Source organism: Gordonia sp. (in: high G+C Gram-positive bacteria), assembly GCF_049647785.1.
Taxonomy (GTDB): domain Bacteria; phylum Actinomycetota; class Actinomycetes; order Mycobacteriales; family Mycobacteriaceae; genus Gordonia.
In genome coordinates, this window is the sequence record NZ_JBARYI010000057.1 from 1 (window position 1) to 14,624 (window position 14,624).

Annotated in this window: 15 protein-coding genes; 11 read left to right on the forward strand and 4 right to left on the reverse strand. The window is 63.5% G+C overall.

Going from position 1 to position 14,624, the window contains the following annotated elements; all coding sequences use genetic code 11:
* From sucB to WBA38_RS08945, 8 genes are all read left to right on the forward strand, one after another.
* A partial coding sequence (gene sucB / locus WBA38_RS08910) for a 2-oxoglutarate dehydrogenase, E2 component, dihydrolipoamide succinyltransferase (protein WP_424322511.1) occupies positions 1-1,020 on the forward strand: 1,020 nt, incomplete at its 5' end.
* Positions 1,021-1,030: 10 nt separating this feature from the next.
* Positions 1,031-1,915, forward strand: a complete 885-nt coding sequence (locus WBA38_RS08915) for a TIGR01777 family oxidoreductase (RefSeq protein WP_424322512.1) — start codon at positions 1,031-1,033, stop codon at positions 1,913-1,915.
* Positions 1,908-2,645, forward strand: a complete 738-nt coding sequence (lipB, locus tag WBA38_RS08920; protein ID WP_424293395.1) for a lipoyl(octanoyl) transferase LipB — start codon at positions 1,908-1,910, stop codon at positions 2,643-2,645. The genes WBA38_RS08915 and lipB overlap by 8 nt, the downstream gene beginning before the upstream one ends.
* Positions 2,642-3,697 carry a lipoyl synthase gene (gene lipA / locus WBA38_RS08925; RefSeq protein WP_424293396.1) on the forward strand — a complete coding sequence of 352 codons (1,056 nt, stop codon included), beginning with the start codon at positions 2,642-2,644 and terminating at the stop codon, positions 3,695-3,697. Before lipB ends, lipA begins: the two co-directional genes overlap by 4 nt.
* A gap of 56 nt (positions 3,698-3,753) precedes the next feature.
* Positions 3,754-4,512 carry a DUF4191 domain-containing protein gene (locus tag WBA38_RS08930; protein ID WP_424293397.1) on the forward strand — a complete coding sequence of 253 codons (759 nt, stop codon included), beginning with the start codon at positions 3,754-3,756 and terminating at the stop codon, positions 4,510-4,512.
* A 3-nt stretch (positions 4,513-4,515) separates the two neighbouring features.
* A complete protein-coding gene (locus WBA38_RS08935) occupies positions 4,516-5,304 on the forward strand; it encodes an SDR family NAD(P)-dependent oxidoreductase (RefSeq protein ID WP_424293398.1) in 789 nt (262 codons plus the stop codon).
* Positions 5,305-6,186 carry an LLM class F420-dependent oxidoreductase gene (locus WBA38_RS08940; protein WP_424293399.1) on the forward strand — a complete coding sequence of 294 codons (882 nt, stop codon included), beginning with the start codon at positions 5,305-5,307 and terminating at the stop codon, positions 6,184-6,186.
* The gene (locus WBA38_RS08945; protein ID WP_424322513.1) at positions 6,183-6,701 is read left to right on the forward strand and encodes a nuclear transport factor 2 family protein; all 519 of its coding nucleotides are present in this window, start codon (positions 6,183-6,185) and stop codon (positions 6,699-6,701) included. Before WBA38_RS08940 ends, WBA38_RS08945 begins: the two co-directional genes overlap by 4 nt.
* Here WBA38_RS08945 and WBA38_RS08950 read toward each other — a convergent pair.
* From WBA38_RS08950 to WBA38_RS08965, 4 genes are all read right to left on the reverse strand, one after another.
* The gene (locus WBA38_RS08950; protein WP_424322514.1) at positions 6,690-8,183 is read right to left on the reverse strand and encodes a flavin-containing monooxygenase; all 1,494 of its coding nucleotides are present in this window, start codon (positions 8,181-8,183) and stop codon (positions 6,690-6,692) included. The genes WBA38_RS08945 and WBA38_RS08950 overlap by 12 nt on opposite strands.
* Positions 8,180-9,112, reverse strand: a complete 933-nt coding sequence (locus WBA38_RS08955; protein WP_424322515.1) for a patatin-like phospholipase family protein — start codon at positions 9,110-9,112, stop codon at positions 8,180-8,182. The genes WBA38_RS08950 and WBA38_RS08955 overlap by 4 nt, the downstream gene beginning before the upstream one ends.
* Positions 9,109-10,065, reverse strand: coding sequence for an SDR family oxidoreductase (locus tag WBA38_RS08960; RefSeq protein WP_424322516.1), 957 nt, complete (start codon positions 10,063-10,065; stop codon positions 9,109-9,111). Before WBA38_RS08960 ends, WBA38_RS08955 begins: the two co-directional genes overlap by 4 nt.
* Before the next feature lie 198 nt (positions 10,066-10,263).
* A complete protein-coding gene (locus WBA38_RS08965; RefSeq protein WP_424322517.1) occupies positions 10,264-10,812 on the reverse strand; it encodes an RDD family protein in 549 nt (182 codons plus the stop codon).
* A gap of 274 nt (positions 10,813-11,086) precedes the next feature.
* Here WBA38_RS08965 and glnA point away from each other — a divergent pair, with 274 nt between their 5' ends.
* The 3 genes from glnA (at position 11,087) to WBA38_RS08980 (ending at position 14,618) form a co-directional block, all read left to right on the forward strand.
* Positions 11,087-12,520: a type I glutamate--ammonia ligase gene (glnA, locus tag WBA38_RS08970; protein ID WP_424295286.1), complete on the forward strand. Its 1,434-nt coding sequence runs from the start codon at positions 11,087-11,089 to the stop codon at positions 12,518-12,520.
* A gap of 397 nt (positions 12,521-12,917) precedes the next feature.
* On the forward strand, positions 12,918-13,928 hold the full coding sequence (locus WBA38_RS08975) for an alpha/beta hydrolase (protein ID WP_424322518.1): 1,011 nt from the start codon (positions 12,918-12,920) through the stop codon (positions 13,926-13,928).
* A 93-nt stretch (positions 13,929-14,021) separates the two neighbouring features.
* Positions 14,022-14,618 carry an FKBP-type peptidyl-prolyl cis-trans isomerase gene (locus tag WBA38_RS08980; RefSeq protein ID WP_424322519.1) on the forward strand — a complete coding sequence of 199 codons (597 nt, stop codon included), beginning with the start codon at positions 14,022-14,024 and terminating at the stop codon, positions 14,616-14,618.
* Positions 14,619-14,624 lie beyond the last annotated feature (6 nt).

Genomic DNA, 14,624 nt, shown 5'->3' on the forward strand with positions numbered 1-14,624 from the left:
CCGTCCGCCCCTGCACCGGCGCCCGCCGCACCTGCCGCGTCAGGCACCGCTACGACCTCGGCAAGCGAACTCCAGTCGACCCCGTATGTCACACCCCTGGTGCGAAAGCTCGCAGCCGAGCACAACATTGACCTCGCTGCCGTTAAGGGCACCGGCGTTGGTGGACGCATCCGCAAGCAAGACGTGATCGCCGCTGCCGAGGCAGCGAAGTCTCCGGCCGCTGCTGCTCCGGCACCGGCCGCCGCACCCGCTGCTCCGGCCGCTGCCGCACCTGCGGTCAATCCGCAACTCGATGCCCTGCGCGGAACCACGCAGAAGATCAACCGCATCCGGCAGATCACCGCGGCAAAGACTCGCGAGTCGCTGCAGTCGAGCGCCCAGTTGACGCAGGTCCACGAGGTCGACATGACTCGCATCGCGGCACTGCGCACGGCAGCGAAGGCCTCCTTCAAGGCTGCCGAGGGCGTCAACCTGACGTTCCTACCGTTCTTCGCGAAGGCCGTCGTCGAAGCCCTCAAGGTGCACCCGAATGTGAACGCGTCGATCAACGAGGAAGCCAAGGAGATCACGTACCACGCGAACGTGCACCTGGGCATCGCCGTCGATACCGAGCAGGGACTGCTGTCGCCGGTCATCCACAACGCCGACGATCTGTCTCTCGCCGGTTTGGCTCGCGCCATCGCCGATATTGCCGACCGTGCACGCTCAGGCAACTTGAAGCCCGACGAACTCGCTGGCGGCACCTTCACCATCACCAACATCGGTAGCCAGGGTGCCCTGTTCGACACCCCGATCTTGGTTCCGCCACAGGCCGCGATGCTGGGGACGGGCGCGATCGTCAAGCGCCCGGTGGTCCTCACCGCCGAGGATGGCACCGAGTCGATCGCGGCACGATCCATGGCGTTCCTGCCCTTGACCTACGACCACCGTCTCATCGATGGGGCCGACGCTGGCCGCTTCGTGACGACAGTGCGTCACCGTCTTGAGAACGCCGAGTTCGCTGGCGATCTTGGTCTGTAAGCACAGATAGATGCAGATCGCTGTTGCGGGTAGTAGCGGGCTAATTGGCTCGACACTCGTCCCCGCGTTGCAGCAAGCGGGGCACGACGTTCACCGACTGGTGCGTCGTGCTCCCGCTTCTGCAGGGGAAATCGCTTGGGACCCGGAAACTTCCGGGATTGATCCGCAAGCCTTGGCGGGGTTCGACGCCGTCATCGGGTTGGGCGGGGAAAACATCGGTGCCCACCGATGGAGCGGCCAAGTGAAGCAGCGACTGCGCAATTCCCGAATCATTGGGACCACATCTCTCGCCGACGCGGTAGCCACCGCTGGCGTCGGCATTTTCATCAATGCCAGCGCAACCGGGTTCTACGGCGACACCGGTGAACGGATCGCCGATGAGGATTCACCGGGTGGTTCCGGATTCTTGGCCGACCTGACAGCGGATTGGGAAGCTGCCACCGCGGCCGCGGCGGCTACTGCGCGGGTGGTAACCCTTCGCACCGCCCCGGTGTTGTCCCCGCGCGGCGGAATGCTCGCCAAACTACTTCCCGTTTACCGCCTCGGTTTGGGTGCACGACTCGGGGATGGTCGCCAGTGGTTCTCGTGGATCAGCCTCGCCGACGAGGTCGCGGCGATCACCCACCTGCTCACCGCAGACGACGTGACCGGACCAGTGAACTTGACGGCACCGGAACCGGTGCGAGCCGCGGACTTTTCCACCGCACTCGCGCATGCGGTCAAACGCCCGGCGTTCATGCGTATCCCTGCTGCTGCGGTGCGTCGGGTGGGAGGCGAGATGGTCGAGGAAATGATCCTTGCCTCATCCCGCGTCGTTCCCAAACGCCTGGAATCGAGCGGGTTCACCTTCACCCATCCATCTTTGACATCTGCACTGGAGTATTGCCGTGCGTAATGCGCCCTCGCGCGAAAGTAGCGCGCCGATCGAAGTACGCAAGCTTGGAACCGTCGACTACGTCGCCGCGTACGAGATGCAACACCAACTGGCTGAGCAACGCGCGTCCGGCGAACTCGACCACGATCTCCTGCTCCTGCTGGAGCATCCGTCGGTGTACACCGCGGGCAAGCGCACCGAAGACTCCGAGCGACCTGTCAACGGTGCCCGCGTGATCGACGTCGACCGCGGCGGCCACATCACTTGGCACGGCCCGGGCCAACTCGTCGGCTATCCCATCATCAAACTCGCCGAACCGCTCGATGTCGTCGACTACGTCCGCCGACTCGAAGAAGCCCTCATCCGGGTTTGCGCCGAGCACGGTGTCGCGACCGGTCGGGTGGAGGGGCGTTCCGGCGTGTGGATCCGCGACGCCTCGGGCGAACGCAAGCTCGGCCAGATTGGCATTCGCGTCGCCAAGGGCGTCGCCTTCCACGGGTTTGCCCTCAACGTAAACCCCGACATGAGCGTCTTCGACGCGATTGTGCCGTGCGGAATCGCCGACGCCGGCGTTACCTGTCTGGCCCGCGAAACCGGTACAGAAATCACCATCGCCAGTCTGATCGACACGACCGCAGCCCTGGTCGAGGCCGCTCTGGACAGCCAGTCAGATCCGACTGTAGCTTCTGCTGACGCCCTGAACAGCACCAATGGGGCTTCGGCACCAACACCCGTAGGATCGTCCAAGTGACCACCACGCCCGTTAATCCCGCATCTTCAGGTTCCGCTGACGCACCCGAGGGGCGCAAACTGCTGCGACTGGAAGTTCGTAACGCGCAGACGCCTATTGAGCGGAAGCCGAAGTGGATCAAGACACGCGCAACGATGGGCCCGGAGTACACCGAACTCAAGGGCCTGGTGCGCAGCGAAGGTCTGCACACGGTATGCGAAGAAGCAGGCTGCCCCAATATCTACGAATGCTGGGAAGACCGCGAAGCCACCTTCCTGATTGGCGGCGAACAGTGCACCCGCCGCTGCGACTTCTGCCAGATCGACACCGGTAAGCCGTCGGCCCTAGACCGCGACGAACCCCGCCGCGTCGCCGAGTCGGTGCAGGCGATGGGTCTGCGCTACTCCACCATCACTGGCGTGGCCCGCGACGACCTGCCCGACGAAGGTGCCTGGCTGTACGCCGAGACCGTCCGCAAGATTCACGAACTCAACCCCGGCACGGGCGTCGAGAATCTGATCCCCGACTTCCACGCGAAGCCCGACCTCCTGGAAGAAGTCTTCGACTCGCGCCCGGAAGTCCTGGCACACAACCTCGAGACGGTGCCGCGCATCTTCAAGAGCGTGCGCCCGGCTTTCCGTTACGAGCGGTCGCTGGAAGTCCTGACTCGGGCACGCGACTTCGGTCTGGTCACCAAGTCAAACCTCATCCTCGGCATGGGTGAGACGCCCGACGAGGTCCGCGAGTCGTTGCGCGACCTCCACGAGGCTGGCTGCGACATCGTGACGATCACCCAGTACCTGCGACCATCCGTGCGGCACCATCCGGTCGACCGGTGGGTCAAGCCCGAAGAGTTCGTCGAGCACTCAAAGTTCGCCGAGGAGATCGGTTTCGCCGGCGTCATGGCAGGTCCGCTTGTCCGCTCGTCGTACCGCGCAGGACGCCTGTACGCCAAGGCCATGGCCCGCCACGGACGCGAACTGCCGGAAGCGTTGGCGCACCTGGCGCAGGAGGGCACGGCCTCGCAGGAGGCATCGTCGCTGCTGGAACGCATGGGAGCCAGCGCGAAGTAAAGCGCCACTCGCGCCGCCGCGTCACGTGCTGAAGGCCGCACCGTAGAATGGCAGCCATGGCAAAGGCGCAAGATAACGCGAGTAAAGAGGCAAAGCGGGCGGCGAAGGTCGCGCGCAAGGCAGCGAGCAAGGAACGCAGGCAGCAAATCTGGCAAGCGTTCCAGATGCAGCGCAAGGAAGACAAGGCTCTCATCCCGCTGATGGTGGCGACCATCCTGGTCACCACCTTGATCTTTGGGCTACTCGGCTACTTCGTTTTCAAGAGCCTCTGGTTCGGTATCCCGCTCGGCATCATCCTGGGCGCTCTCCTCGCCTTTGTCCTGTTCGGTCGCCGGGTGCAGAAGAGCGTTTTTAAGAAGGCTGAAGGGCAGCCCGGTGCCGCAGGCTGGGCACTGAGCAATATTCGCGGCCAGTGGCGTGTCCAGCAGGCCATCACCGGCACCTCACACCTCGACGCCATCCACCGCGTCATCGGCAAACCGGGCGTCATTCTGGTCGGCGAAGGCTCCCCCACGCGCGTCAAGCCACTGCTGGCGCAGGAAAAGAAAAAAGCTGCCCGCGTAGTGGGAGACACCCCTATTTACGAGATCCTCGTCGGCGATGCTGAAGGGCAAGTGCCGCTCGCAAAGCTTGAGCGGCACATCCGGAAGCTTCCATCCAACATTGATAAGAAGCGGATGGATGCGCTGGAAGGTCGCCTAGCGGCACTGAAAGCCAAGGGCAACGCGGGTGCCGCGATGCCCAAGGGCCCGATGCCGCAGGGCGCCAAGATGCGCAACATCAGCCGGACAACACGTCGACGTGGAGGAGCATAAGCAGTGACCGATATTGCCAAGTACGGACCGTGGGCCGTTATTGTCGGCGGATCAGAGGGCGTCGGGTCGGCATTTGCCCGCCAATTGGCGGGCGATGGTTTCGGTGTCGTGCTGGTAGCTCGGAATGCTGAGCGCCTCGAAGAGACGGCCAGCGAAGTTCGGGCCGCGGGCGCCGAAGTGCGGACCGTCCCCCTCGATTTGCTTTCCGAGACGGCCGTCGCCGACTTGATCGCCGCAACCGACGATCTCGAAGTCGGACTCCTAATTTTGAATGCCGGTGCCAACATGCACGGCGGTCCATTTGTCGGCAGCGATCTGGACCAACAGCAGGAGGTACTGGCGCTCAACGTGCTTCGCCAACTGCCGCTGGTACATCACTTCGCAGGCAAGATGGTCGAACGGCAGCGCGGTGGCGTCATGCTCGTCGGGTCGCTTTCGGGCTACAACGGTTCACCGATGGAAGGCATTTACGCCGCCTCAAAGTCGTTCCTTCGGATCTTCTCCGAGGGTCTGTGGGTGGAATGCAAGCCCAAGGGCGTCGACGTTCTGCACCTCGTTTTGGGTGTCACCCGAACTCCCGCGATGGAGCGCAAGGGTCTCAACTTCGACATCCCCGGCATGGCGGTCGGCGAACCTGACGACGTTGCCGCGCAGGGCCTGAGCAACTTGGCCAACGGGCCCGTCAGCATCGTCGAAGGCAATGAGCAGACCGCTCGCTGGAAGTCAGGCGCCGACCGCGCCAAGATTGTCCAGCAAGCCGCCGACGCCGTCGCGAAGATCGTCGGGCACTAGATGCGGATCGGTCTCGGTCTTCCCGTCGTCACCGCGTTTCCGCCAACCACCCAGGCGTGGGAACGCGGCGCCGGGATCACCGAGGTCGCTGCGGTCGCCCAGGTTGCCGACTCCCTCGGCTTCGACTACCTCACCTGCAGCGAGCACGTCGCGGTCCCGTCCGATGTCGCGACCGTACGGGGCGGCACCTACTGGGACCCGCTGGCCACCTTCGGTTACTTGGCTGCGGTGACGCACCAGATTCGGTTTGCGACGAGCGTTGTGGTGCTTGGCTATCACCACCCGCTGGCGATCGCCAAGCGGTACGGCACCCTCGACCAGGTCTCTGGCGGACGTCTCATCCTCGGTGTTGGCGTCGGCAGCTTGAAAGAAGAGTTCGACTTGATCGGTGCCGAGTTCGACGACCGAGGCAAGCGTGCCGACGACGCTCTGGAGGCGATCAGATCGGCCTTCAGCACCGGCACCCCGTCGCACGACGGCCCGTTCTATTCCTACAGCGGCGTCACCGTCGAACCCCATGCCCAGCAGGCCACCGTGCCGGTGTGGGTCGGTGGTCGTAGTAAGCGGGCATTGCGGCGAGCCATCGAACTCGGCGACGGTTTCAACCCGTTCGCACTGCCCGCTACCGAGGTCAAGACCATGCTCGCCGGCGTTGAGGTCCCGCACGGGTTCGACGTCATCCTGGCGACCGCGCCGCTCGATCCGCTCGGCAACCCCGATCGAGTGCGACGTCAACTCGACGAACTCCGCGACGGCGGCGCCACCCGAATTACTGCGGCCATCAACGCCACCAGCGTCGACCACTACGCCGACCAACTCGTCGAACTCCAATCCATAGCCCGCGCCCACGGCGCACAGTTCACTCCCCCGGAGAACGCATGACTACCGCATCCAACAGCACCGAAGAACGTCTCGCCACCCTGGAAGCACGACTGCGCAGCGTCGAAGATCGGCTGGAAATCACGGACGTGATTTACCGCTACGGCCCGGCCGTCGATGCCGGTTCCGCCGACGATGTGCTGGCCCTTTTCACCGACGATGGCGTATACGACGTCGATACCGGAGTCCTCACCGGCTCCGATGAGATTGCCGGCATGGTGAACGGTCGTGCCCATCAAGGCATCGTGCACCACGGTTGCAGCCACGTGATGAGCGCACCGCAGATCAGTATCGACGGTGACGCCGCCACCGTGATCAGTTACTCGCAACTCATTCTGCGCAACAACGACGACCGCGCGTTCACCGTGCTGCGTTCGACGGCCAACTTCTGGAAACTGACGCGGACCGACGCCGGCTGGCGCGTTTCGCATCGCACGGCCCGCAAGTTCGACGGATCCGATGAGGTCCTGTCGTTGTTGCGTTCGCACTCCTCCGCCGGCGTCGCCTCAGTCGACTGATTCGGCTGCCTTCGCGCGCACACTCGTCCGATAGTGCGTCGAATTCGGGCACGTGAGCATGGCATCGAGAGTTTTACGGTCGAAGGGCCACAGATCGACAACGCCGGACTCGTTGAAGTACCAGGAATTGCATCCACCGGTGTTCCAAATTGTCGGTTTCAACGCGGCCACCACCTCCTCGTTAAATGCGGCGGTCGCTTCCTCGGTCACTTCGACCTGATCGATGACACCCTGACGGAACTGCTCAAACCAGGTCAGCAGATACCCGGCCGTCTTCTCGGCCGTGTGTTGCAGCGAAATAGATCCGGTTGGCGAATTGGGGCCCAGCACCGTGAACAGGTTTGGGAAACCCGGGATTGCCGTCATCGCGTAGGCGCGCGGCCCGTTGGCCCACGCTTCGTCGAGCGTGAGACCATCGCGACCGGTGATCGTCATTGGCCGCATGTAGTCGTGCGCGCGGAAGCCGGTGGCCATCACGATGGCATCCATTTCGTGGAGTCGTCCATCGTCGGTGACGATTCCTTCCGGACAGATCTGGGAAATGCCCGCGGTTACCAGTTCCGCATTCGACGCCGTGATCGCACGGTAGTAGGTCCCCGACACCACCTGCCGTTTGCAGAGCGGTTCGTAGTCCGGGGTCAACTGTTTGCGGAGTTTGCGATCGCGGACCTGGACGCGAAGCGATAGTCGTGCATAGGTTTGGACAGCCCGACGACGCCACGTGTCGTTGATGACAATGTCGGGCAGGATTCCCGCACCCCACATGAGGGTGCGGTACAGCGCCGAGTGCGCTGCGGGCAACTTACCGAGCACGGACTTCGCCAACAGCGGCTGCCGCAATGTCATCGGGGCCCACAGAATCCACTGCGGCGTTCGGGTGAAATGAGTCAGATGGGCAGCGGTTGGCTGCAGCGCCGATACCACCTGCACGCCGGTTGAGCCGGTCCCGATCACCGCGATCCGGCGATCGGCGATTTCCAGATCCGGATCCCAGCGCGCAGTGTGGACCACGGGGCCCGCGAACGAAGACAGGCCCGGGATGTTGGGGATCGCCGGGTTTTCGAGGACGCCCGTCGCGCACACCACAAAGTCGGCAACCAACTTCTCGCCGTCCGCCAGGGTTACCGTCCACTCGCCCGAAGCGTCGTCGAACGTGGCATCTGTGGCTTCCGCATTGAGGCGGATCCGGTCAGACAGGCCGCAGTCGTCGACCACGTCCCGGTGATACTGCTGAATCTCGGTGCCGCTAGCCCAGATCCGCGACCAGTCGGGCTTGGGGGCGAAGCCGAATTGGTAGAGCTGCGAGGGGACGTCGCAGGTGAGGCCGGGATAGCGGTTCCAATGCCACACGCCGCCGACGTCACTGCCCTTCTCGAGAACCGTGAAGTCAGTGAAACCGGCCTGCTGCAGAACGTAGGCGGTGGTGATTCCCGCAACGCCCGCGCCAATAACAATGATGCGCGGCTCACGGATTGGCCTCACAGGACCGACTCCTGCGCGAGCGCCTGCCTGACGGTGTCGGGAACTGTACAAACCGATGCGGCGAATGCCGCCGCCCGGTGCTTGCGGTTCATGAAATGAGATCGCAGCGCCGCCATATCGGCCGAACTCGGTGCGATGTGAACCACCCGGGTGCCGCGACTGCGGACGCGGGCAATCTCGGCGTCGAGCACGGCAGACATCGGTCGCCGCAGAATCAGCGATTCGGCGAGACCACCCAAACCCGGAGCCCGTACCGGCGGGGCCGATGCCATCGGCGTGATCACATAGATGAGGTCCGCCTCGTTCGGGCCAATGAGGTCCACCGACGCCGTCGAGGCCGTTCCCCCGTCCAAGTAGTCTTGGCCGTCGATCGTGACCGGAGGCATCCAGCCGGGAATGACCCACGACGCTCGCAGGGCCTCCCCAGCGGTTGCTCGAGGAGCACCGGGTGCCCCGAAAGCTACCCGCTGGCCGTCACTCGACCGGTAGGCGACGCGGCGAGCACCGGGATGGCGCAGGTCGCCGCCATTCTTCGCAATCACGGCATCGGCAAGGTCCTGCAACCACGAGGCATCTCCGCGGCCGCGCGGTGCGATGCCCGACAACGCCGCGTGCCCACCCGATCGGGTCCACAAGGTGGACACTTGCAGCTTCCCAAAACCAGGGACGGTCGGCAGGCTCGCCGGGGTACGTGCCACATGCCTTTCCAGGATTGGATCGGTCGGTCGGCCCGCCTGCATGTCGGCAAGCTCTGCGGCGGTAAAGCCTCCCGCCTGCATGGTGATTATTTCTGCGCCAGCCGACGTCCCCTGCAGCACGCTGGCCTTCATGGGGTCCCACCCGGTTTGTCGGGTCAGTTCGTCAAGTGCGGCAATAGCCCACGCGCCGCCAATGGTTCCGCCGCAGCCAATCGCCAGTGCCGTCTTCACGACTTGCTCACCGTGGGAGTCGAATTCGTCGTCGGTTCGACGGTCGTCGGTTCAATGCGGGAATGGTCGCTGGCCTGCCTGCGAATTCGGGTCAGATACGACGCCCTCTGGACAGCGTCGAGTGCCATCGCCTGGCGGTGGCCAACGAGTTCACGGACGACGCGCTCAACCGGCTCGGGCACCGCGGTATCCGACAGCATCCATCCGGGCAGCACCCATCCAGGTACCGAAGTGCGTGCGGCGCGTGTCTTTACGGTGCGGATAATGGCGCGAGCGACGTCTTCGGGGTCGACTGTCGGCAGGACGCCACCGAGATCAGCACCCGACGAGAGTTCCGTACGCACCGCGGCGGGAAGGATCGACGAGACCGTGACCCCCGTCCCGTCGTACTCCCGGCGGGCAGCCATCGATGCCCCGTACGCGGCAAACTTGCTGGCGTTATAAGTGATCATTCCCGGGAGCGGCAGCAGACCGGCCATCGAAGCCACGTTCACGATGTGGCCGCGACCAGCGTCGACCATCGACGGCAACACCGCACTCATCCCGTTCAGAACGCCCTTGACGTTAACGTCCACAATGAGGTCCGTCGTCTCCGTCGGCTCGTCAAGGAACGGTCCCACCGGCATCACGCCAGCGTTGTTGACCAGGATGTCGATGCGCCCGTGCTCGGCGAGCACCGCCTCGACGAAGATCCGCCAGTCGGCGCGGTCGGTCACGTCGAGACGTGCAGACCTCGCCCCCGGCATCGACGCGGCGGTCGTAGCTGCCACGTCGGCGTCGACATCGCCTATCCACACGTTCGCGCCCGCCGTCACGAAATCTCGCGCTACCTGTGCGCCAATCCCCCGCGCCGCGCCAGTCACAATCACCACCGCGTCGGCGAGTTCGATGCGCGGATTCGACCGGGCATAGGCACCGGGAATCAGTGAGGCGAGCATATCGACCATCCGCATAGTGTTCCCTCTCATAGTTAGGGAACAAACTATCTCACCATCGACCGACGTTAACAACCACCATTGTTACGGTCGCGTCCTCCGCTTCCCCCTTTTCTGTCACATCCGCGTGATGCGACACGACCGTTCCGTCACCGATCACGGCGTGTCGTGATGGAACGGTCGAATCGTGACAGAAAAGGGAAAGGCCCGAAGGGTCTACGCGCGGGTTTTTCCAGGCGCGAGGACGATGGCGGTGCCGGTGGCGCGGTCGTGCATGGCACGACCGTTGTAGTCATTAATAAGGGCGGGCACGACGAACAGCATGATCGCCATGCGACCAAGTGCGCGAACAATCCCGACCGCTGCGCGAGGCTCTTCGCCACTGGCTTCCGCGGCGCCACGTTCACGACCAAAGTCGACGCGGACGGTCCGAGTTCCCGCAAGGAACTGTCCCGGGGTAAACCCGAAGATCGTCACGGCGAGCACCCCAATCGCAATCCAAATAAGGAACTGCGGGGTCGACGCCGAACGCATCGTCATTTCGAGGCTCGACGCGGCACCCTGGGCAGGCTTGATCCCGAAGATAATGACGGCCAGACCGCCGGCAATGATCCAGTCCAACAGCAACCCGAGGACACGCTTCCATCCGCCAGCCAACGAACCGGGCCCCGTCTCCGGGAGGCCCAGGTCTTCTCCGCGGTACGCATTCTCGGTGGCCCCCGGGAACTCCGGCCCCGACAACCACGAGCCAGTTGCGCGTCCCACTACTTGCCTCCTCGAGAAACGATCATGGGTCCATCGTAGTCAGCAAACGCAGCCACCCCAATCAAGTGACTCTCACCACACGACAACCCCGCAAACGCGGCCTTTTGTAACGCTGTCGACAACGACGTAACAAAGGAGAAACATTGGTTTAGCGCGCGAGCAACGTCATCTACGTAATCTAGCTATCGAGATTCGTGCCGCCGCAAGGTCGGCGCGGGTTCCGCGTCAGAGAGTTTCTGAGCGGATCTTCACCTAAGAAGGAGTCAGGCGAACCGTGTACAACACGAACGAGGAACTGCTCGAAGGAATCAAGGCCGAAGGTGTCGAGTACGTCGACATCCGCTTCTGTGACCTGCCGGGAACGATGCAGCACTTCTCCATCCCCGCAGCAGCATTCACCGAAGACGTCTTTGAAGAAGGCTTGGCATTCGATGGTTCGTCGGTTCGCGGCTTCCAGTCGATCGACGAGTCCGACATGATGCTTCTGCCGGATCCCGCCACCGCGCGGATCGATCCGTTCCGCAAGGCCAAGACGATGAACATCAGCTTCTTCGTCCACGACCCCTTCACCCGCGAGGCGTACAGCCGCGACCCGCGCAACGTTGCCCGCAAGGCGGAGGAGTACCTGCGCTCGACCGGCATCGCCGACACCTGCTTCTTCGGTGCCGAAGCCGAGTTCTACATCTTCGATTCCGTCTCGTACAGCTCGGAGATGAACTCGACGCACTACAAGGTCGAATCAGAGTCCGGCTACTGGAATGCCTCGTCGGAGACCAATCCCGACGGCACACCCAACAAGGGCTACAAGGTTCGCCCCAAGGGCGGCTACTTCCCCGTCGCACCGTACGACCACTACGTGGACTTGCGTGACGAGATGTCGACCAACCTCACCAACTCGGGCTTCATCCTCGAGCGCGGTCACCACGAGGTCGGCACCGGCGGCCAGGCCGAGATCAACTACAAGTTCAACACGCTGCTGCACGCCGCAGACGACGTCCAGTTGTTCAAGTACGTCATCAAGAACACCGGCTGGCAGAACGGCAAGAGCGTCACGTTCATGCCGAAGCCGCTGTTCGGCGACAACGGCTCGGGCATGCACGCCCACCAGTCGCTGTGGAAGGACGGCAAGCCGCTGTTCCACGACGAGTCCGGCTACGCGGGACTGTCGGACATGGCACGTCACTACATCGGCGGCATCCTGCACCACGCGCCGTCGCTGCTGGCGTTCACGAACCCGACCATGAACTCGTACAAGCGTCTGGTTCCGGGCTACGAGGCTCCGATCAACCTGGTTTACAGCCAGCGCAACCGCAGCGCGTGCGTCCGTATCCCGATCACGGGCAACAACCCGAAGGCCAAGCGCATCGAGTTCCGTTGCCCCGACAGCTCGGGCAACCCGTACCTGGCGTTCGCAGCGATGATGATGGCCGGCCTCGACGGCATCAAGAACCGCATCGAGCCGCACGAGCCCGTCGACAAGGACCTGTACGAACTCCCGCCGGAGGAAGCCAAGAGCATCCCGCAGGCACCGACGTCCTTGGCTGCCACCATCGACCGTCTCGAAGCCGATCACGACTACCTGACCGCAGGTGGCGTCTTCACTGAAGACCTCATCGAGACCTGGTGTGCGCTCAAGCGCGAGAATGAGATCGAGCCGATCCAAATTCGCCCGCACCCGTACGAGTTCAACCTCTACTACGACTGCTGATCGCTGGCCTTTCGGCAAGCGAACTTCGTCACCAAACGGTCCGTCCGGCATTTGCCGGGCGGGCCGTTTGTTGTGGGGCTGGTGTCGGTTGTTTCTCGCCCCTCCGACTCCCGCGGTGCCACACCGGACGGCAGCTGCAAATTGACGACAATTCACCGGGTCATCTGGTCGGATGAACCTGTTTGATGCCGAGTGTGCCGGTAGGGTGCCGGAACTGTCCGAGTCCTCGACACTTCCGTGCCAGCGGCATCAATCTGTGTAGGTAGCTGCACTTTATTCGGTGCTATGACTGACGGTGAGTCTGACTGTTCTGGTTGTCAAACTCACAGTCCCGCGCCGCCCCAGGCCCTGACACACGAGTTGTTCTTCGCGATTCGTGGAAGTGGAAAGTACTCGTATGAAGCCCCGCTCCTTCGCCGGTGTCCTCGCCGCCGCCCTCATGCTCGCGACCGGTGCCGTTGGCACGTCGCTGATGCCCGGCCAGGCTGATGCAGCGACGCCGTCGAGCATTGTGTCGGTCGCCGACGGCAATAGCCCGCAGCACAAAGTGGTGACCGTCTACTCGGAATCGATGGACCAAAACATTCCGCTCGACGTCTTGCGTCCCGCGGACACCAGCAAGCCTGCACCGGTCCTCTACCTGCTTAACGGCGCAGGCGGCGGTGAAGACTCGGCAAGCTGGGCACTGCGTACCAACTACGTCGAGTACTTCCGCACCAAGAATGTCAACGTCGTGACCCCGTTGAAGGGCATCTTCTCGTACTACACGGACTGGGAGAAGGACGACGAGGTCCTCGGCAAACAGAAGTGGCAGACGTTCCTGACGAAGGAACTGCCTCCGCTGATCGACAAGGAATTCAAGACCACCGGCAAGAATGGAATCGCCGGTATCTCGATGTCGGGCACGTCGGTGCTGAATCTGGCAATCGCCGCTCCCCAACTGTATGAGATCACCGCTTCGTACAGCGGCTGCGCGCAGACCAGCGATCCGGTCGGCCAAAAGTACATCCGCCTGGTCGTCGAAGACCGCGGCAAGGCGGACACTCGCAACATGTGGGGTCCCTACAACGGTGCCGGTTGGCGCAAAAACGATCCGTACCTGAACGCAGCCAAGCTGCGCGGCACCCAGGTTTACCTGTCGTCGAATTCCGGCCTCCCGGGCCAAGACGAGTCGGTCAATGTCGGTAGTACCACTGCCGAGGGCGTAGCGCTCGCTGACCGCGTGGCTGTCGGCGGCGCCATCGAGGCCGCCACCAACGTCTGCACGCAGCGCATGGCGGAGCGTTTGGCCGCTCTCCGGATCCCGGCCACCATTCGTCTGCGCCCGCAGGGTACCCACTCGTGGGGCTACTGGGAGCGCGAACTGCACTACTCCTGGCCGACGATCGCCAAGGCAATCGGCGCCTAATAATAGTCCCCCCAGGGATGCTCCGGTGGCGCGGCACAATCGTGTGCCTGCGCCACCGGAGTTTTTTCAGGACCGCCTGCTAGTCTCGCGCCAATGAAGGTCAAGTCTGCGATCCTGATCCCTGTCGCCGCGAGCGCTCTCCTGGTGGCTGGGTGCTCCTCGGGCAGCTCCGACAGTGTTCCCACGAGTCTGACGATCACCCAGGCAACCCCGGCCATGGAGGGTGGCGTGTGCCCCGAGGCTGATCCAGCAGTCACCACCGGGCCGCAATGGACGATCTCCGGTGCCACCGGCAAGCTAGCGGTCGCGGCCGCCACGGACACCGCTGGCCCCCTCATCAAGGTCACCGCCCCGTTCAGCGTCGACGAAACTCAGGTCAAGACCCTCGAGGCCGGGACGGGCAAAGAGATCACCGACGAGATGGCGGTGAATGTCTGTTACGAGGGGGTCGACGGCCGTGACGGACAGGTTTTCGATAGTTCGTTCCAGCGCGGCACACCCCTGCGCTTGCGCACTGACGGAGTGGTTCCCGGGTTCCGCCGCGCACTCGTCGGGCAGCGAGTTGGGGCCAGTGTCGCCGTCGCGATGACCCCGGACGACGGCTATCCCGATGGTTCTCCGGACGGCACCATCAAACCCGGCGACACCATCATCTTCGTGCTCAAAATCATGGCCGCAGAAAAGGTCTAGCTGCTG